The 19,733-nt window shown below is 58.3% G+C and carries 16 protein-coding genes; 10 read left to right on the top strand and 6 right to left on the bottom strand.

Annotated elements, in window-relative coordinates:
- Positions 1 to 88 precede the first annotated feature (88 nt).
- Entirely contained in the window at positions 89 to 1,573 is a 1,485-nt protein-coding gene (gene prpD, locus C7534_RS12755) for a 2-methylcitrate dehydratase (protein ID WP_109785976.1), read from the top strand.
- On the opposite strand, the gene C7534_RS12750 is transcribed toward prpD, so the two are convergent.
- Positions 1,566 to 2,450 carry a DMT family transporter gene (locus tag C7534_RS12750; protein ID WP_175649010.1) on the bottom strand — a complete coding sequence of 295 codons (885 nt, stop codon included), beginning with the start codon at positions 2,448 to 2,450 and terminating at the stop codon, positions 1,566 to 1,568. The two genes, prpD and C7534_RS12750, sit on opposite strands and share 8 nt — an antisense overlap.
- 137 nt (positions 2,451 to 2,587) lie before the next feature.
- Between C7534_RS12750 and C7534_RS12745 the strand changes: the two genes are divergently transcribed.
- On the top strand, positions 2,588 to 3,997 hold the full coding sequence (locus C7534_RS12745) for an aminotransferase-like domain-containing protein (protein ID WP_109785975.1): 1,410 nt from the start codon (positions 2,588 to 2,590) through the stop codon (positions 3,995 to 3,997).
- A 110-nt stretch (positions 3,998 to 4,107) separates the two neighbouring features.
- Here the strand turns inward: C7534_RS12745 and ppsR are convergent, their stop codons facing one another.
- A complete protein-coding gene (gene ppsR, locus C7534_RS12740; RefSeq protein WP_046027057.1) occupies positions 4,108 to 4,926 on the bottom strand; it encodes a posphoenolpyruvate synthetase regulatory kinase/phosphorylase PpsR in 819 nt (272 codons plus the stop codon).
- 174 nt (positions 4,927 to 5,100) lie between these two features.
- On the opposite strand from ppsR, the gene ppsA reads away from it, so the two are divergent.
- The 8 genes from ppsA to C7534_RS12700 all read left to right on the top strand — a co-directional run bounded on the left by ppsA (position 5,101) and on the right by C7534_RS12700 (position 13,185).
- Positions 5,101 to 7,476 carry a phosphoenolpyruvate synthase gene (gene ppsA / locus C7534_RS12735; RefSeq protein WP_109785974.1) on the top strand — a complete coding sequence of 792 codons (2,376 nt, stop codon included), beginning with the start codon at positions 5,101 to 5,103 and terminating at the stop codon, positions 7,474 to 7,476.
- 91 nt (positions 7,477 to 7,567) lie between these two features.
- Complete coding sequence (locus C7534_RS12730; RefSeq protein WP_109785973.1) at positions 7,568 to 8,557, top strand: alpha/beta fold hydrolase; 990 nt, start codon at positions 7,568 to 7,570, stop codon at positions 8,555 to 8,557.
- Positions 8,558 to 8,706: 149 nt separating this feature from the next.
- Positions 8,707 to 9,198 carry a ribonuclease E activity regulator RraA gene (gene rraA, locus C7534_RS12725; RefSeq protein WP_027922555.1) on the top strand — a complete coding sequence of 164 codons (492 nt, stop codon included), beginning with the start codon at positions 8,707 to 8,709 and terminating at the stop codon, positions 9,196 to 9,198.
- A 24-nt stretch (positions 9,199 to 9,222) separates the two neighbouring features.
- Positions 9,223 to 10,218 (top strand): zinc transporter ZntB, encoded by a 996-nt coding sequence (locus C7534_RS12720; RefSeq protein ID WP_046027053.1) that lies wholly within the window; start codon positions 9,223 to 9,225, stop codon positions 10,216 to 10,218.
- A 63-nt stretch (positions 10,219 to 10,281) separates the two neighbouring features.
- The gene (locus C7534_RS12715) at positions 10,282 to 10,530 is read left to right on the top strand and encodes a hypothetical protein (protein WP_046027052.1); all 249 of its coding nucleotides are present in this window, start codon (positions 10,282 to 10,284) and stop codon (positions 10,528 to 10,530) included.
- Positions 10,531 to 10,532: 2 nt separating this feature from the next.
- A complete protein-coding gene (locus tag C7534_RS12710) occupies positions 10,533 to 11,357 on the top strand; it encodes a mechanosensitive ion channel family protein (protein ID WP_008048604.1) in 825 nt (274 codons plus the stop codon).
- 86 nt (positions 11,358 to 11,443) lie between these two features.
- Complete coding sequence (sigX, locus tag C7534_RS12705) at positions 11,444 to 12,034, top strand: RNA polymerase sigma factor SigX (RefSeq protein ID WP_010456518.1); 591 nt, start codon at positions 11,444 to 11,446, stop codon at positions 12,032 to 12,034.
- A 107-nt stretch (positions 12,035 to 12,141) separates the two neighbouring features.
- Positions 12,142 to 13,185, top strand: coding sequence for an OmpA family protein (locus C7534_RS12700; protein WP_109785972.1), 1,044 nt, complete (start codon positions 12,142 to 12,144; stop codon positions 13,183 to 13,185).
- Between the two features lie 76 nt (positions 13,186 to 13,261).
- On the opposite strand, the gene cobA is transcribed toward C7534_RS12700, so the two are convergent.
- Genes cobA through nirB form a run of 4 tightly spaced genes read right to left on the bottom strand, consistent with a single transcriptional unit; the run spans position 13,262 to position 19,521 of the window.
- Entirely contained in the window at positions 13,262 to 14,026 is a 765-nt protein-coding gene (cobA, locus tag C7534_RS12695; protein ID WP_109785971.1) for a uroporphyrinogen-III C-methyltransferase, read from the bottom strand.
- 10 nt (positions 14,027 to 14,036) lie between these two features.
- A complete protein-coding gene (locus C7534_RS12690; protein WP_109785970.1) occupies positions 14,037 to 16,754 on the bottom strand; it encodes a nitrate reductase in 2,718 nt (905 codons plus the stop codon).
- Positions 16,754 to 17,071 carry a nitrite reductase small subunit NirD gene (nirD, locus tag C7534_RS12685; protein ID WP_046027048.1) on the bottom strand — a complete coding sequence of 106 codons (318 nt, stop codon included), beginning with the start codon at positions 17,069 to 17,071 and terminating at the stop codon, positions 16,754 to 16,756. Before nirD ends, C7534_RS12690 begins: the two co-directional genes overlap by 1 nt.
- Positions 17,068 to 19,521 carry a nitrite reductase large subunit NirB gene (gene nirB, locus C7534_RS12680; protein WP_109785969.1) on the bottom strand — a complete coding sequence of 818 codons (2,454 nt, stop codon included), beginning with the start codon at positions 19,519 to 19,521 and terminating at the stop codon, positions 17,068 to 17,070. The genes nirD and nirB overlap by 4 nt, the downstream gene beginning before the upstream one ends.
- Positions 19,522 to 19,733: the final 212 nt, after the last annotated feature.

The raw sequence follows: 19,733 nt of genomic DNA, 5'->3' as shown, positions 1-19,733 counted from the left end.
CATTTCAATAACAAGAATGGTTACACCAACCGAGACTTATCCCTGAACCGAGGTCCCATCAACGAACCACTTCAAGAGTGAATCGAACATGAGTGCCAACGTCGACCAGAACATCCGCCCCGAGTACGACCGTGTCCTACAGGACATTGCCGACTATGTCCTTACCTTCAAAATCGAATCCCAAGAAGCCCTCGACACCGCCCGCAACTGCCTGATGGACACACTCGGCTGCGGCCTTCTGGCCCTGCGGTTTCCCGAATGCACCAAACACCTGGGGCCTATCGTCGAAGGCACCGTCGTGCCGTTCGGTGCTCGTGTGCCGGGCACCCCTTATCGACTTGATCCGGTCAAAGCGGCGTGGGATATCGGCTGCACCGTGCGCTGGCTCGATTACAACGACACCTGGCTCGCCGCCGAATGGGGGCATCCGTCAGACAACCTTGGCGCGATTCTCGCGGTGGCCGATCACCTCTCGCAAAAACGTCTGGCCAATGGCGAGGCGCCGCTGACCGTTCGCGCTGTGCTGGAAGCGATGATCATGGCCCACGAAATTCAAGGTGTGATCGCCCTGGAAAACTCCTTCAATCGCGTAGGCCTCGATCACGTCGTGCTGGTGAAAGTGGCCTCGACTGCCGTCACCGCCAAACTCATGGGCGCCAATCGCGAGCAATTGTTGTCGGCGTTGTCCCATGCGTTCGCGGACGGTCAGGCGCTGCGCACCTATCGGCACGCGCCAAATGCCGGCTCGCGTAAATCCTGGGCGGCCGGCGATGCGACCAGTCGTGGCGTACGGCTGGCAGACATCGCGATGCGTGGCGAGATGGGAATTCCCGGTGTGCTGACGGCCAAGCAGTGGGGCTTTTACGACGTCTTGTTCAGCCACACCAACAACGATCTGGCGCTCAAGCCTGAAGACAAACGAGCCTTCAGTTTCTCGCGGCCGTACGGCAGTTATGTGATGGAAAACGTGCTGTTCAAAATCAGCTTCCCGGCGGAGTTTCATGCGCAAACCGCCTGTGAAGCCGCCGTGACGTTGCACCCGCTGGTTCGCAATCGTCTGCACGAGATAGACCGCATCGTCATCACCACCCACGAGTCGGCGATCCGCATCATTTCCAAAGTCGGCCCGCTGGCCAACGCCGCCGACCGCGATCACTGCCTCCAGTACATGACCGCCGTACCGTTGGCGTTCGGCACTCTGGTGGCCGAGCACTACGAAGACGACTTCCACGCTGCGCATCCGATCATCGATGTGCTGCGCGAGAAAATGGTCATCGTCGAAGACCCGCGCTTCACCCGTGAATACCTGGAAGCCGACAAACGCTCCATTGCCAATGCGGTGCAAGTGTTCTTCAAGGACGGCTCCAGCACCGAGAACGTGGTGGTGGAGTATCCAATCGGTCATCGCCGTCGTCGCGCCGACGGTATCCCGCTGTTGGAAGACAAGTTCAAAGCGAATCTGGCGACGCGTTTTACCGCTCAGCGCAGTGCGCAGATTGTTACGCTGTGCAAGGATCAGACTGCCCTCGAAGCCATGCCGGTCAACCGCTTCATGGATTTGTTGGTCATCTGAGCCACTTTTCCACAGGCAGTTTGGTGATCGCAAACCCTGTCAGCAAAATCGCCGAGTAGATCATCAGTTCCCGGGACAAGGTTTGCCCCTCGTACCAGGCGCCGATGATCACGGCGAACACCGGAAAGATGATAAACACGAACGACAAAATGATCGGGCTCAGCCGTTTGAGCAGCAGGAAATAAACGATAAAACCGCCCACCGAGGCCACCAGCCCGAGATAGAGCAGGGCACTCCATGAACGCAGGCTGATCGCCGTAAACACCGGCGCTTCGACCGTCAGTCCGGCGACGAACAACATCAATCCGGCAATGCCGATGGGCAAGGTGTTGTAGGTGATCACGCTGATCGCCGTGCCGTGTTTTTTGGTCACCACATAACACAACGCATGCATCACTGCGGCGCAGAGAATGGCCAACACTCCGAACAATTCGGCATGGTCCAGATGCAGGCCCTGGCTGCGAATAATCATGAACAAACTGCCGAAGCCAATGGCGATGCCGAGTACCTGTGAAGGGTAGATTTTTTCCCGCAGGAACAACGCCGAAAACACCAGGATGAACACAGGCATGCAACTGAACAGCAGGGCGGTCAGCCCGGACGAAACGTGCATCTCGCCGTAGTTGAGCAAGTAGTACGGCAGGCTGAAGTACGACAGCGTGACGAACACAAAAAACCAGCGGCTTTTTTTCGGAAATCGCAGCGGTTCACGACGCAACAGCGCGAAGGTCAGGAACAGTGGAAAGGCCATCAGGAAGCGCAACCCGGCCGCGGTCAATGGCGGCACCGTTTCAACGGCAATCTTGATCCCCAGCCAGGTCGTGCCCCAACTCAGGCACACGATCAGGAACAACACACTGGTAACGAGCGCGGCCAGCCAGGGTTTTTCAGGGGTTGAAGACGTGCTGATGGCGACGGACATGATCGAGCTCCCGGAGTCGGCGCAATTGACCTGCATCTGTAAACGGTCTATCCATGATTGCACCTGTTTTCAGCACGCTATTCGGGGCATCAATGACTGTCAAAACAAGTATTGCCATGGTGTCAATTCTGCGCGACGGGCTCGCCAATGGTGTGGGCGTGAAGTACAAGCGCCTTGCCGATGCCGTGCACAAAAGCATTGTCGACGGATTGATCGAACCCGGCTGCAAATTGCCGCCCCATCGACTGCTGGCCGATAGCGTCGGTGTGACCATCGGCACCGTCAGTCGCGCTTACGGCGAACTCGAACGAATCGGTGTGGTAGTCGCTCGCGTCGGTGACGGGACGTATGTGCGTCAGCAAGGGATGGAGCGTGTGCGAGACGCAGGCTTTCGCAATGTCAGCGACGAACCGCAGCCGTTTTTTGACATGAGCCGCAATCAACCGATTCCGGGGCAGGAGGCGCTGTTTCTGAGCCAGAGTCTGCACGCCGTGTCGCTCGATTCTGCAGCGATGCAGCGCGTCAGCGGCTACACCGCCGATGTCGGTTTGCAGCACTACCGCGAGGCGGGTGCACGTTGGCTTCAGCACGGTGCGTTTGCGCCGCACGCGGATCAGATTGTCTGCGTGAATGGCGGCCAGCACGGTCTGTTGTGTGCCCTGATGGCGCTGCTCAAATCCGGTGATACGTTGGTGACGGAACACCTGACTTATCCGGGGTTGATCAGTGTTGCACGGATGCTGGGGATCAAACTCATCGGCATCGCGATGGACGATGAAGGGCTGATGCCGCAAGCGCTGGAGGACATTTGCCGTCAGCACCGGGTTTCTGCGCTGTACTGCACGCCGACGATCCAGAATCCTACGGCTGCGGTGATGTCCGTCGCACGACGCGAGGCGATTGCACAGGTCTGTCGTCAGCACAATCTGCTGATCTTCGAAGACGAAGCCCACGCGGTATTGGCTCAACAGCGACCGTTGCCGCTGAGCTATTTCGCCCCGGAGCGCTCGGTGCTGATCGGCAGTTTGAGCAAGGCTGTTTCAGCGGGGTTACGGGTTGGCTATCTGCACGCGCCGCAGCCGTTGATCGGGCGCTTGAGCGCCGCGGTGCGCGGGACCTGCTGGATGGCCAGTCCGTTGACGTTGGAAGTGGCGAGCCTGTGGATAGAAAACGGCATGGCCGAGCAGTTGTTGGCGCAGCAAATTGCCGAGATCAGCCGTCGTAAATCATTGGTGGCGGGGTTGCTGGAAGGGGCGGTGTACAAGACTCATTCCCACAGTCCGCATTACTGGATCGAAGTGCCTGAGCCGTGGCGGGCGTCGCAGATTGCGGCGGAGCTCAAGGAGAAAAATTATCGGGTGGCGACAGCGGAGGCGTTTGCGGTTGGGCATGCCGCCGTTGCGCAGTGTGTTCGGGCGAGTGTGTGTAACTCGGCGGGAGATGATCGATTGTTGTTGCGAGGGTTTGAAACGTTGGTGGGGGCGTTGGTCGAGACCGAGTAATCGTTCATCGCGGGCAAGCCATGCTCCCACAGGGGCCTCAGTCGTTCACAAATATTGTGTCCACTGAGGATCCCTGTGGGAGCGATTGCGATCAATCAAGCGCCGCAGAACTACTTGAACCGCCGCTCCACACCTTTCTCCACGAGAATTTTCGCCGAGATTTCTTCGACGGAAAAATGCGTGGAGTTGATGTGCGCAATGTTCTCGCGGCGGAACAGGTTTTCCACTTCTCGCACCTCGAACTCGCACTGGGCATAGCTCGAATAGCGGCTGTTGGGCTTGCGCTCGTTGCGGATCGCGGTGAGGCGGTCCGGGTCGATGGTCAGGCCGAACAGCTTGTGTTGATGGGCGCGCAGGGCGTTCGGCAGTGTCAGGCGCTCCATGTCGTCTTCGGTCAGCGGGTAGTTGGCCGCGCGAATACCGAATTGCATGGCCATGTACAGGCATGTCGGGGTTTTGCCGCAACGCGACACGCCGACCAGGATCAAATCGGCCTTGTCGTAATAGTGCGTGCGGGCACCATCGTCGTTGTCGAGGGCGAAGTTCACGGCCTCGATACGCTCCATGTAGTTGGTGTTGGCGCCAATGGAATGGGATTTTCCGACGGTGTAGGAAGAATGCTCGGTCAATTCCTGTTCAAGCGGTGCCAGGAACGTCGAGAAAATGTCGATCATGAAACCATTTGAGGTCGCGAGAATCTCACGAATGTCCTGGTTGACGATGGTGTCGAAAATAATCGGCCGGAAGCCGTCATTTTCGGCGGCTTTGTTGATTTGTTGTACCATGGCCCGCGCTTTATCCACGCTATCGATATACGGTCGCGTGAATTTGCTGAAGGTAATGTTTTCGAACTGCGCCAGGAGGCTTTGACCCAGGGTTTCGGCTGTGATGCCTGTCCCGTCGGAAATAAAGAAAGCAGATCGTTTCATTTGCACCTTGGGCCTTAAGCTAAAGACGAATCTTGGATATGATAGGCGCGGTTTGTTGGCCGCCAGTGGCCCGCATTCTCACTTATTTTCCAGGTCCAGGCCATACAGCTGGCAAACGCTCCTCCGAGCAGCCGGCTCCTGAGCTTTTCCAACACAGTTAGTGGAGAGATCACCTTGGTAGAGTACGTAGTTTCCCTCGATAAGCTCGGCAAACACGATGTTGAGCATGTGGGGGGCAAGAACGCATCCCTGGGCGAGATGATCAGTAACCTGGCAGGTGCCGGTGTTTCGGTGCCCGGTGGATTCGCCACGACAGCTCAGGCTTATCGTGATTTTCTGGAACTGAGCGGCTTGAACGATCAGATCCACGCCGCCCTCGATGCCCTGGATGTCGACGATGTCAACGCCCTGGCCCGCACTGGCGCCCAGATCCGTCAATGGATCATGGAAGCCGAATTCCCCGAGAAGCTCAACGCCGAGATCCGCACCGCGTTCGCCACGCTGTCGGTCGGCAACCCTGACATGGCCGTGGCCGTGCGCTCTTCCGCTACCGCCGAAGACTTGCCGGACGCTTCCTTCGCCGGTCAGCAAGAAACCTTCCTGAACATCCGTGGTGTGGAAAACGTTATCCGCGCCGCCAAAGAGGTGTTCGCTTCCCTGTTCAACGACCGTGCGATTTCCTATCGCGTGCACCAGGGCTTCGACCACAAGCTGGTGGCCCTGTCGGCCGGCGTTCAGCGCATGGTCCGCTCCGAAACCGGCACTGCCGGTGTGATGTTCACCCTCGATACCGAATCGGGTTTCCGTGACGTGGTGTTCATCACCGGCGCCTACGGCCTGGGTGAAACCGTCGTACAAGGCGCCGTGAACCCGGATGAGTTCTACGTCCACAAAGGCACGCTGGCCGCTGGTCGCCCAGCCATCCTGCGCCGCAACCTGGGCAGCAAAGCCATCAAGATGATCTACGGCGAAGTCGCCACGGCCGGTAAATCGGTCAAGACCATCGACGTCGACAAGGCTGATCGCGCACGTTTCTGCCTGAGCGACGCCGAAGTCAGCGAGCTGGCCAAGCAAGCGATGATCATCGAGAAGCACTACCAGTGCCCGATGGACATCGAATGGGCCAAAGACGGCGACGACGGCAAGCTCTACATCGTTCAGGCTCGCCCTGAAACCGTGAAGAGTCGTACCCAGGCTAACGTCATGGAGCGTTACCTGCTGAAAGAAACCGGCACCGTGCTGGTTGAAGGTCGTGCCATTGGCCAGCGCATTGGCGCCGGCAAGGTTCGCATCATCAAGGACGTGTCCGAGATGGACAAAGTCCAGCCGGGCGACGTGCTGGTTTCCGACATGACCGACCCGGACTGGGAGCCGGTCATGAAGCGCGCCAGCGCCATCGTCACCAACCGTGGCGGTCGTACCTGCCACGCGGCGATCATCGCTCGCGAGCTGGGCATCCCGGCCGTGGTCGGTTGCGGCAACGCCACCCAGCTGTTGAAAGACGGCCAGGGCGTGACCGTTTCCTGCGCTGAAGGCGACACCGGTTACATCTTCGAAGGCGAACTGGGCTTCGACATCAAGAAGAACTCCGTCGACGCGATGCCGGACCTGCCGTTCAAAATCATGATGAACGTCGGCAACCCCGACCGCGCCTTCGACTTCGCGCAGCTGCCGAACGCCGGTGTGGGCCTGGCCCGTCTGGAGTTCATCATCAACCGCATGATCGGTGTTCACCCGAAAGCGTTGTTGAACTACGACGGCCTGCCGCAGGACATCAAGGACAGCGTCGACAAGCGCATCGCCGGTTACAACGACCCGGTCGACTTCTACGTCGACAAACTGGTGGAAGGCATCAGCACCCTGGCTGCAGCGTTCACGCCGAAAAAGGTCATCGTGCGTCTGTCGGACTTCAAGTCCAACGAATACGCGAACCTGATCGGCGGCAAGCTCTACGAGCCGGAAGAAGAAAACCCGATGCTGGGCTTCCGTGGCGCCTCGCGTTACATCAGCGAATCGTTCCGTGACTGCTTCGAACTCGAGTGCCGCGCGCTCAAACGCGTGCGCAACGAGATGGGTCTGACCAACGTCGAAATCATGGTGCCGTTCGTCCGTACCCTGGGCGAAGCCAGCCAAGTGATCGATCTGCTGGCCGAAAACGGTCTGGCTCGCGGCGAAAACGGTCTGCGCATCATCATGATGTGCGAACTGCCGTCCAACGCGATCCTGGCTGAAGAATTCCTCGAATTCTTCGACGGCTTCTCGATCGGTTCCAACGACCTGACTCAGCTGACGCTGGGCCTGGACCGTGACTCCGGGATCATCGCGCACCTGTTCGATGAGCGTAATCCGGCGGTCAAGAAGCTACTGGCCAACGCCATCGCCGCGTGCAACAAGGCCGGCAAGTACATCGGCATTTGCGGTCAGGGTCCTTCGGACCACCCGGACCTGGCCAAGTGGCTGATGGAGCAGGGCATTGAAAGCGTTTCGTTGAACCCCGATTCCGTACTGGAAACCTGGTTCTTCCTGGCTGAGGGTCAGGCGCAGGCTTGATGTGAATGAAGCCCCGGTCAAGTGGCCGGGGCTTTAAGATTTGAGTAGGGCGGGCTCCTCTGGATGCCGCCCTTTTTTGTGCAAGAGCATTATGCAAAGCAGCAGCAACCTATTTCCTGTCGCCCTGATCAGCGCCGAACGGCGCGGCGATCTGAGCGAAGACGTTTACCGTTTGAAGCCGGGCAACAGCCCTGATGGCACCGTTGAATTGGCCGTCACGCGACTGGGCATGGCCGATGAAGCGGCGGTGCGTGGCGTGCCGGTGATTCTGTTGCACGGCAGCTTTTCCAATCGACGCTTCTGGTTTTCCCCGAAAGGCTTGGGGTTGGGCGCTTATCTGACGCGTCTGGGGTTTGATGTATGGATTCCGGAAATGCGCGGCCATGGCCTGTCCCAGCGCAATCAGAACTACCGCAAGAACCGCGTCGCCGACTACGCTCGTTACGACCTGCCGGCCATCGGTGCTTTTGTGCGCGAGCAAAGTGGCCAGGTCCCGCATTGGATCGGTCACTCGCTGGGCGGGATTACCCTGGCGGCGGCATTGAGCGGTGAGTACATCGGTGAGCCTGTGGTGGCGTCTGCGGCGTTTTTCGGCACGCAAGTCAGCCGCACTTACTGGCCGTTGAAGATTCCCCCGGTGGAGTGGGGCGGACGCTTCATTCTCAAGCGCTTTGCGCAGCTGTCGGGCTCACGGCTCAAGCGTGGCCCGGAAGACGAGCCGATTGGCCTGGCCCTGGAAAGCATGCGTTGGTACGGTTTGTTCGGGCGCTTTGGCGATGTCGACAAGGACTGGTGGGCCGGATTGGCCAACGTTCAGGTGCCGGTGTTAGCGGTGAGCGCGGTTGGCGATCATCAGGACCCGACGTGGGCATGCCACAAACTGTTCGAGCAGATTGGTAGCGAACACAAGCAGTTCATGAACCTTGGGCGTGAGCATGGCTTTGGCGACAATTTCGGTCACGTGGAAATGCTCGTCAGCAAAGCGGCTCAGGCAGAGGTCTGGCCGTTGGTGGCCCGTTGGTTGGGCGATCAACTGACGCCATTGTTGGGCGACAAGCCGGATCTGGCCGCGGCCATTTGAGCCCGATGCTCTAACAAGGGCATTTCGCTCTGGTCGGCTTGAGGCTAAGATATGACGCATTGTGCTGTTCTGGTCATTTTCAGTGACTGAATTAACGTTTCATTCAGCGCGGCCAACTCGACTGTCTTCTTTTTTACAGGAGTTTCTCGATGAATCATTACCTCACGCCTGACCTGTGCGACGCCTATCCGGAGCTGGTGCAGGTGCTGGAACCGATGTTCAGCAATTTCGGTGGCCGTGATTCGTTCGGCGGCGAAATCGTGACCATCAAGTGCTTCGAAGACAACTCGCTGGTCAAGGAACAAGCCGAGCTCAAGGGCAATGGCAAGGTGTTGGTAGTCGACGGTGGCGGTTCCCTGCGTCGTGCGCTGCTGGGCGACATGATCGCCGAGAAAGCCGCGAAAAACGGTTGGGAAGGGCTGGTGATCTACGGTTGCATTCGTGATGTCGACGTCATTGCACAGACCGATCTGGGCGTGCAGGCCCTGGCCAGTCACCCGATGAAAACCGACAAGCGCGGTATTGGCGATCTCAATGTTGCGGTGACCTTTGCGGGCGTGACGTTCCATCCAGGCCATTACATCTATGCGGACAACAATGGCGTGATTATCTCGCCAAGCCCGCTGAAAATGCCTGAATAAAGCGTTGCCAACAAAGGAGTGAGGATGTTCGAGGAAGAAAACGCGCAATGGGGCCTGGTGCATGCCCTGGTGCTGGACGGTAAAGGCGGTGCGCGTTCGATAGCCCGGACTGAACTCGATGACTTGCAGCTTCAGGCTTATGAAAGTCTGTGGCTGCACTGGGATCGCAGTCACCCGCAAACTCAGACCTGGCTGCGTAAATCCAGTGGTTTGAGTGAATTCAGCTGTGACCTTCTGCTCGAAGAAAACACCCGGCCGCGCCTGTTGCCGTTGCCGGATGCCGAACTGTTGCTGTTTCTGCGCGGGGTCAACCTGAACCCCGGCGCTGAACCGGAAGACATGGTCTCGGTGCGGATTTTTGCATCGGCCCAGCGTGTTATTTCCTTGCGATTGCGCCCATTGCGCGCAACCGATGAATTGCTGGTGCAGCTCGCCGAAGGCAAAGGGCCAAAAACGGCCTCCGAACTCGTTCTCTATATGGCGCAGTACCTCACCAACAAAGTGCAGGATCTGGTCAGTTGCCTCTCGGAAGTGGTCGATGACGAAGAGGAAAAACTGGATGCCGACGAACGGTATACTCCCGAGCACGGAGCCATTTTGCAGATCCGTCGCAGGGCCGCAGCGCTGAAACGCTTCCTGGCGCCGCAGCGAGATATATTCGGTCAGCTGACACGGATCAAATTGCCCTGGTTCGTCGACGACGATGCGGATTACTGGAACGAATTGAACAACAGCCTGACCCGGTATCTGGAAGAGCTGGAATTGACCCGCGAGCGGGTGGGCCTGGTTCTCGAGGCTGAAGACAGACGCTTGAGCGTGCGGATGAATCGCACGATGTACCGCTTCGGGATCATCACCGGGATCTTTTTGCCGATGAGTTTTTTGACCGGTCTTCTGGGGATCAATGTGGGTGGGATTCCGTTCTCGGCCAGTCCGTATGGCTTCCTGATTGCGTGCCTGATGATGGTTTCGGTGGCGGTCGGGCAGTGGTGGTTATTTCGACGTTTGCGCTGGGTCTGAGCATGCGGCATGTGACCCGAGCAAATTTGACCGCGTCTTTCACAGACATCACGAGAGGTGCGTATGCACGATCCGTTTGAACAGTCTTTGCGCGACATGCTCAATGCATCACCGTCCACCCGGGACGACGATGCGTGCCTTGGGCGTGTACTGAAAACCGCCAACCGCCAGGTCGGCGCCGGTGATCTGTTCAGCCTGCTGGGCCGCTGGTTGCCCGCGCTGATGATCGCCCTCAATAACGGCTCGGCCCACATCTCGCCGGTATCCCGTCACCGTAAACCTACCGTTCGCACTGCTGATAAGGCTGATTGAATATGGAACTTGATCTCTGGACTCAGAGCCTCGTCACTGCAATGACTGCGTTATGGACCAAGGTTGCGAACTTCATTCCGAACCTGTTCGGCGCACTGGTCGTGCTGCTGTTGGGATTTGTCGTGGCGAAACTTTTGGACACTTTGCTGTCCAAGCTGCTGGCCAAACTGGGTCTTGATCGCCTGATGGGCGGTACCGGTCTGACTAAATTACTGTCCCGGGCCGGTCTTCAAGTACCGATCTCTACCTTGATCGGCAAGATTGTCTATTGGTTCGTTCTGCTTATTTTTCTGGTTTCTGCAGCGGAATCCCTTGGACTTGAACGAGTTTCAGCTACGCTGGATATGCTTGCGCTCTATTTGCCGAAGGTGTTCGGTGCGGCGCTGGTCCTGTTGGTGGGTGTCTTGCTGGCACAACTGGCCAATGGATTGGTGCGCGGCGCAGCAGAAGGCGTAGGTCTAGACTATGCTTCCGGGTTGGGACGTATTGCTCAGGGCCTGGTGATCATCATCAGTATCTCGGTAGCGATCAGCCAGTTGGAGGTCAAGACTGACCTGCTCAACCATGTGATCGTTATCGTATTGATTACCGTTGGTCTGGCGGTAGCGTTGGCCATGGGTTTGGGAAGCCGGGAAATTGCCGGTCAGATTCTTGCGGGAATCTATGTGCGTGAGTTGTATCAGGTTGGGCAACAAGTGCGTGTTGGCGAGGTCGAAGGCCAGATCGAAGAGATCGGCACGGTTAAAACCACATTGCTGACCGATGAGGGTGAGCTAGTCTCTCTCTCAAATCGGATTCTCCTGGAGCAGCATGTGAGTAGCCGCTAACCCGGCAAACCCTGCTAATGTACGCCGCCGCAAAATGCCCTGAGGGGCTGCGGCGGACATTGACCTGACTGTCGGCCCGACTTGTTTTGAATAAAGCTCAATCGCTCTCCACGCGCTACGACCCCCGCGAGCTCTCTGATGAGGAGTTGGTCGCGCGCTCGCACACCGAGCTGTTTCACGTAACGCGCGCCTATGAAGAACTGATGCGGCGTTACCAGCGAACATTATTTAACGTCTGTGCCCGATACCTTGGGAACGATCGCGACGCAGATGATGTCTGTCAGGAGGTCATGTTGAAGGTGCTGTATGGCCTGAAGAACTTTGAGGGTAAATCGAAGTTCAAGACATGGCTATATAGCATCACGTACAACGAATGCATCACACAGTATCGGAAGGAACGGCGAAAGCGTCGCTTGATGGACGCTTTGAGTCTGGACCCCCTCGAGGAAGCGTCTGAAGAGAAGACGCCGAAACCTGAGGATAAGGGTGGACTTGATCGCTGGCTGGTGTATGTAAATCCGATTGACCGTGAAATTCTGGTGCTACGATTTGTCGCAGAGCTGGAATTTCAAGAGATCGCGGATATCATGCATATGGGATTGAGTGCGACAAAAATGCGGTATAAACGTGCTCTAGATAAATTGCGTGAGAAATTTGCAGGCATTGCTGAAACTTAGTTCAGCGCAAATATCTCTTACGTGTAGGCAAGTTCTGATAGACTTGCCGCCGAGTTGTCCCCCGGTTTGAGGGACTGCTTTACAATCACCAGATGGGGATTTAACGGATGAAACTGAAAAACACCTTGGGCTTGGCCATTGGTACTCTTATTGCCGCTACTTCTTTCGGCGCTCTGGCACAAGGCCAAGGCGCAGTTGAAGGCGAGCTCAACTACGGGAAGAAGTACAACGACAGCGTTAAGAACGTTGAAGACGGCTACACTCCTGGCGCCTCCATCGGTTACTTCTTGACCGACGACGTATCGTTGAACTTCACCTACAACGCTGAAGACTACACCCGTTCGAACAACAACACTGGCAAGCAGAAAATCGAAGGCGACAGCTTCGGTCTGAACGCTCAGTACCACTTCAACAACGCCGGCGACGCTCTGCGTCCTTACGTTCAAGGTGGTGTTAAGCACGGCAGCATGAGCAACGTTCAAGCTGACGGCCACAGCGGCCGTGACCAGTCGACTTTCCTGACTGCTGGCGCTGGCGTTAAGTACTACTTCGTAGAAAACGTTTACGCACGTGCTGGCGTAGAAGCTGACTACAAACTGGACAACGGCAAGTGGGATTACATTCCTTCCGTAGGTCTGGGTGTTAACTTCGGTGGCGGCAACAAGCCAGTCGCTGCAGCTCCAGCTCCAGAAGTCTGCTCCGACAGCGACAACGATGGCGTGTGCGACAACGTTGACAAGTGCCCAGACACCCCAGCCAACGTAACTGTTGACGCTGATGGCTGCCCGGCAGTTGCTGAAGTTGTTCGTGTTGAGCTGGACGTGAAATTCGACTTCGACAAGTCGGTAGTCAAGCCAAACAGCTACGGCGACATCAAGAACCTGGCTGATTTCATGAAGCAGTACCCATCGACCACCACTACTGTTGAAGGTCACACCGACAACGTCGGTCCTGACGCTTACAACCAGAAACTGTCTGAGCGTCGTGCAAACGCCGTTAAACAAGTTCTGACCAACCAGTACGGTGTTGAATCCTCCCGCGTTCAGTCTGTTGGCTACGGCGAATCCCGCCCAGTTGCTGACAACAAAACTGCAGAAGGTCGCGCTGTAAACCGTCGCGTAGAAGCGCAGGTTGAAGCTAAAGGCAAGTAATTAGCCTTAAGCTCTGAGAAAAGCCCGGCTTAGGCCGGGCTTTTCTTTGTCTGCGATTTGGTGAGGCAAGTCAGAACTACTCAGATTGATTTACTTGTCTTCGCAGTGACTCACACCCCCACAGGGATTGAGTTGCACTGGCCGCTACTGCGCCGATCACCAGAATGGCCGGGCTTTTCAACTCAAAGGCGCCGGCATCTACTTCCATGGCTGACAGGGTGCTGCGGCATTCCCGTTGATGCGGCAGCGATGCGTTTTCGATCATCGCCACCGGCGTATCTGCCGCCATCGCGCCGGCCAACAATTGCTCGCGTATCTCGCTGAGCTTCGCCACCCCCATGTAAACCACCAGCGTCGTGCCACCTTGGGCCAGTGCCTGCCAGTTCAGGCTGCTGCCATCCTGGGTGTGGGCGGTGACCAACGTCACTCCTCGGGCAACGCCCCTCAAGGTCAACGGAATATCGCGTTGCGTCGCGCCTGCCAGCCCGGCGGTGATGCCATTGACCAATTCGGTATCGACCCCGCGTTCGCGCAACCACTGCGCCTCTTCGCCACCTCGACCGAAGATGCACGGATCACCACCCTTGAGCCGTACCACGCATTTGCCCTGTCGGGCATAACGCAGCATCAGGCGGTGAATGAACGCTTGAGGGGTTGAGCGGCAGCCGCCACGTTTACCCACCTGAATAATTCGCGCATTGGGGCAATGCTCCAGCACCGCTTCGTTGACCAGATCGTCGATCAGCACCACATCCGCTTCCCTCAGTGCCCGCACAGCCTTGAGCGTCAGTAATTCAGGGTCGCCGGGACCCGCACCCACCAGCCAGACTTTTGCGCTCATAGTGTTTTCCTCACGAGATGACGGCGACCGGCTGCGCAGTAGCAGCCAGCAAACGCTTGATTTCCGGGACGCACGAACCGCATTGCGTGCCGCAACCCAATTCCTGTTTCAAACCTTGCAAGTCCAGGCCACGGCGGATACCGGCGCAGACTGCGTTTTGGCTGACGTTTTTGCAGTTGCACAGGGTTTTGTTGCCGATCGAGGCGGCATCGATCTGCCCCGGCGGTGCGCTCAGGGGCGCGAGCAGCCAGCGCCGCAGTTGCTCATCGGCGCGACCTTCGAGCCACAGGCTTTGCAACCAGTGTTGGGCGAGAGTTTCACCCGCCAGGCGAATAGCGGTGATGCGCCCGTTCTCGATCCGCACTCGCTTGCCGATGGAGCGCCGTGGATCGTCGTATGCCAAAACCGGTCCATCGAGGAGCCCGAGGCACTCATCAATGTCACGCAGCAGTTTCGGGGCTGGCGCGAAGGCGCTGGCAGCGCGTATCAGCAGCGCGGGGCGCTCACGGCCGGCAAGGCTGAGGCTGGCGTAGGAAAACGCCTCGCAGAGGGTGCGTAGGCTCTCAAAATGCTGTGGGATGTCTCCCTCGATCAGCGCAAACAGGTGCCATGGCAAATGCACGGGCTCAAGGCGCACACCGCTGTGCTTGAGTTCCGGTTGTTTCGACAGTGGATCGAAGGCCGCAAGGGTGAGGGTGTTTACACCTCCCTTGAGGAAGCGGTCACCAAAATGCATCGGCAAAAACGCCTGCCCCGGGCGCACGCTGTCATCGCTGGAGACTGGCACGATCACGGCGCCGCGACGGCTTTTCAGGCTGATCAAGTCACCTGGTTGCAGGCGATGCCTGCGCAACTCGTCCGGGTGCAGGCTCAACACCGCTTCGCTGACATGACCGAACAGCTGCGCCGCAGTGCCGGTACGGCTCATGCCGTGCCATTGATCGCGCAGGCGACCGGTGATCAGCGTCAGTGGGAAACGCGCATCCCGTTGTTCCTTGGCGGCGCGATACGGGTCGGCGACGAATTGCGCGCGGCCGCTGGCAGTCGGGAAGATACCGTCGAGATAGAGGCGGGCGGTACCTTGGCGGGCGCCGGTCGGAAATGGCCATTGCTGCGGGCCGAGCTGGTCGATCAGCGCATGGCTGACCCCGGACAAGTCCAGATCACGGCCGCGGGTCAGTAATTTGTATTCGTCGAACACCTGCGCCGGTGTTTCAAAGGCAAACAAACTTGGGGATTCGGGGCGTAAATGTTTTTCCAGCCGCTGCGCGAAATCCACCGTGATCGCCCAGTCCGGGCGCGCGGAACCAGGTGCGACGATTGCCCGGCGGACGTGGGAAATACGCCGTTCCGAATTGGTGACGGTGCCTTCCTTTTCACCCCAGCTCGCAGCGGGCAACAACAGGTCGGCAAACCCGGCGGTTTCAGTGGTACGAAACGCTTCTTGCAGCACCACGAACGGGCAGGTTTCAAGTGCCGCACGCACAGCCGTCTGATCAGGCAGTGATTGTGCGGGGTTGGTGCAAGCGATCCACAGTGCTTTTATTTTTCCGCGGCCGACCAGGTCAAACAGCTCGATGGCCGTCAGCCCAGGGTTCTCAGGCAGTTGATCGACGCCCCAGTAAGCCGCTACATCGGCACGATGCTCAGGGTTGGCGGCGTCGCGATGCCCTGGCAGCAGGTTCGACAGACTGCCGGTTTCCCGCCCGCCCATGGCGTTCGGCTGACCGGTCAATGAGAAAGGTCCTGCGCCGGGGCGGCCAATTTGCCCGGTCGCCAGGTGCAAATTGATCAGCGCGCTGTTTTTCGCGCTGCCGGCGGTGGACTGGTTTAGCCCCATGCACCACAACGACAGGAAACTCGGTGTCGTACCGACCCATTCGGCGCATTGCTGCAATTGCTCAACGCTGATTCCACACAGCTGCGAAACCATTTGCGGTGTGTAATCGCGCACCAGGTTTTTCAGCTCGGTCAAACCGTCGGTGTGGGCCTTGATGAAGTCTCGGTCGATCCAGTCTTCCCACAGCAGCAGGTGCAAAATCCCATGGAACAGGGCGACATCGGTCCCGGGAAGAATCGCCAAGTGCAGGTCAGCTAGATCGCACGTGTCGGTGCGACGCGGATCGATGACGATGACTTTCATCTGTGGTCGGCGGGATTTGGCTTCTTCCAGTCGACGAAAAAGTACCGGGTGGGCGTAGGCCATGTTACTGCCGACGATCATCACGCAGTCGCTCAACTCCACGTCTTCATAACTGCACGGTGGCGCATCGGCGCCCAGGCTGCGCTTGTAGCCGACCACCGCCGACGACATGCACAGTCGCGAATTGCTGTCGATGTTGTTGGTGCCCACCAACGCCCGCGCCAGTTTGTTGAAGGCGTAATAGTCCTCGGTCAGCAATTGCCCGGAAATGTAGAACGCCACGCTGTCCGGGCCGTGTTCGGCAATGGTCCGGGCGAAAACGCTGGCGGCATGATCGAGGGCGGTGTCCCAGTCGGTGCGGCTGCGTGCCAGGCCTTTGCCCAGGCGCAGTTCGGGATAGAGCGCTCGCGCAGTCAGGTCACCGGTCAAATGCAGGGTTGATCCCTTGCTGCACAATTTGCCGAAGTTGGCCGGGTGGGCCGGATCGCCACTGACGCCGAGGATGCGCTCGTCGTCATGTTCGATCAGCACACCGCAGCCGACGCCGCAATAGCAGCAGGTAGAAGCGGTGATTTGACGGTTCATCAGCTTGCTTCCCGCAGGGCCAGCAGCACCCGACCATTCTCGACCCGTGCCGAGTGATGGTGGGCGCAGCCGATGTCAGGGGCCAGGGCTTCGCCGGTTTCCAGGTCGATTTGCCAGTTGTGCAGCGGGCAGGCCACGCGTTTGCCGTACACCAAGCCTTGTGACAGCGGCCCGCCCTTGTGTGGGCAGCGGTCGTCGAGGGCGAAAACCTCATCGTCGCTTGTACGAAAAATCGCGATATCACCTTTCGGCCCGGCAATGATCCGCGAGCCCAGGGCATTGATGTCTTCCAGTGCGCAGATATCCAGCCAGTTCATGCCAGCACCTCCAGGTTCTTCAACGGAATGACGTCGAACTCTTTTTTCAGCTGCGGCTGCGCCAGGCGTTCCTTCCACGGGTCTTGCTCGAACGACAGCGAGAATTGCAGGCGATCATTGAGTGCCTTGCGCCGCACCGGGTCCTCCAGCACGGCTTTCTTGATGTGTTCCATGCCGACCCGTTGCAGGTAATGCACGGTGCGCTCCAGGTAGAAGGCTTCTTCGCGATAGAGCTGCAAGAACGCGCCGTTGTATTCACGAACTTCTTCAGCGGTTTTCAGCTTGACGAAGAACTCGGCGACTTCGGTTTTGATCCCGCCATTGCCGCCGATGTACATCTCCCAGCCGGAATCCACGCCGATGATTCCTACGTCCTTGATGCCCGCTTCCGAGCAGTTGCGTGGGCAACCGGAGACCGCCAGTTTCACTTTGTGCGGTGACCACATGTTGAACAGGTCATGCTCCAGTTCGATGCCCAATTGGGTGGAGTTCTGGGTGCCGAAGCGGCAGAACTCGCTGCCAACGCAGGTCTTCACGGTGCGGATGGATTTGCCGTAGGCGTGACCGGATGGCATGTCGAGGTCTTTCCAGACGCCCGGCAAGTCCTGTTTCTTGATCCCCAGCAAGTCGATGCGCTGGCCACCGGTGACCTTGACCATCGGTACGTTGTACTTGTCGGCGACGTCGGCGATGCGCCGCAGTTCCGAAGGGTTGGTCACGCCGCCCCACATCCGCGGGACAACCGAATAGGTGCCGTCTTTTTGAATGTTGGCGTGGGCGCGTTCGTTGATCAGGCGTGATTGCGGGTCGTCCTTTGCCTCACCCGGCCAGGTGGAAATCAGGTAGTAGTTGAGGGCCGGGCGGCACGTGGCGCAGCCATTCGGTGTGCGCCAGTTCAAATAGCTGATGGTTCCGGCGATTGTCAGCAAATGCTGATCGCGGATGGCTTGGCGGATTTGCCCGTGGTTGAGGTCGCTGCATCCGCAGATGGCTTTTTCGCCTTTCGGTTTGACGTCCGCCGCGCCACCCACGGTGTTGATCAGGATCTGCTCCACCAGCCCTGCGCAGGAGCCGCATGAACTTGCAGCCTTGGTGTGTTTTTTCACCTCGTCGACACTGAACAGTCCGTGCTCCTGAATCGCCTTGACGATGGTGCCTTTGCACACGCCGTTGCAACCGCACACTTCGGCGGTATCGGCCATGCTCATGGCTTTGTCCTGACCTTGATGCCCGACGTCACCTAGAGCGTTTTCACCGAACATCAGGTGATCGCGGATCTCGTCGATGGCGTGATTCTCACGAATCTGCCGGAAATACCAACCGCCATCGGCCGTGTCGCCGTACAGGCAGGCGCCGACCAGCACGTCATCCTTGATCACCAGTTTTTTGTAGATCCCGCCGATCGGATCGGAGAGGGTGATGGTTTCCGTGCCTTCGCCGCCCATGAAGTCGCCGGCAGAAAACAGATCGATGCCGGTGACTTTCAATTTGGTCGACGTCACTGAACCTTGATAGCGGGCGAAGCCCAATTGGGCGAGGTGGTTGGCGCAGACTTTGGCTTGCTCGAACAGGGGCGCGACGAGGCCGTAGGCGATGCCGCGATGGCTGGCGCATTCACCGATGGCGTAGACCCGCGGGTCGTAGGTTTGCATCGTGTCATTGACCAGAATCCCGCGGTTGCAGGGGATGCCGGATTTTTCCGCGAGTTCGGTGTTGGGGCGAATGCCAGCGGCCATCACCACCAGGTCGGCAGGGATGATGTCGCCGTTCTTGAATTCAACCGACCCGACCCGGCCATTGCCCCCGTCGTGCAGCGCCTGGGTTTGCTCGCGCAGGCGAAAGTGCAGGCCGCGCGCTTCGAGGGCGGTTTGCAGCAGTTGACCGCTGGTCTTGTCCAATTGTCGTTCCAGCAACCACTCGCCGATATGTACCACGGTCACATGCATGCCGCGCAGCATCAGGCCGTTGGCGGCTTCCAGGCCCAGCAGGCCTCCACCGATCACAACAGCGTGCTTGTGGGTCTTGGCGGTGTTGATCATGGCCTGGGTATCGGCGATGTCGCGGTAGCCGATCACACCCTGCAAGGTGTTGCCGGGGATCGGCAAGATGAATGGGGTCGAACCGGTGGCGATCAGCAGGCGATCGTATTCGGCTTCGGTGCCGTCTTCGGCGATGACGCGGCGTTTGACCCGGTCGATCTCCACGACTTTGCGGTTGAGCAACAGCTTGATGTTGTTTTCCAGGTACCAGTCGAGGTCGTTGAGCACGATCTCTTCGAACGTCTGCTCACCGGCCAGTACTGGCGACAGCAGGATGCGGTTGTAGTTGGTATGAGGTTCGGCGCCGAAGACCGTGATGTCGTACAGCTCGTTGCTCAGCTTGAGCAGTTCTTCCAGGGTGCGAACCCCGGCCATGCCGTTGCCGATCATCACCAGTTTTAGTTTTTTCATCAGGTTCTCCGGGGAGTTCAGACCCGCCTCATCAGGGCTTTCAGGTCTTGCTCGACAATTTTGCGCAAACAAAAAAAGGCGTCCCGCTAGTTGCCTAGCGAGGACGCCTTTGTCCTTGTCCCGTTCTCTCGGGCAGCGCAGCCTTCTACGTTGAAGGCCGGGCTTTATGTGTGGTGAAGAAGGTAATGCAGTGGTTGTGCCAAGTGCTCCAG

Source organism: Pseudomonas sp. OV226 (assembly GCF_003148705.1).
Classification (GTDB): domain Bacteria; phylum Pseudomonadota; class Gammaproteobacteria; order Pseudomonadales; family Pseudomonadaceae; genus Aquipseudomonas.
The sequence above is the reverse complement of the archived record's forward strand: the minus strand, read 5'-3'. Positions and strand labels throughout refer to the sequence as shown.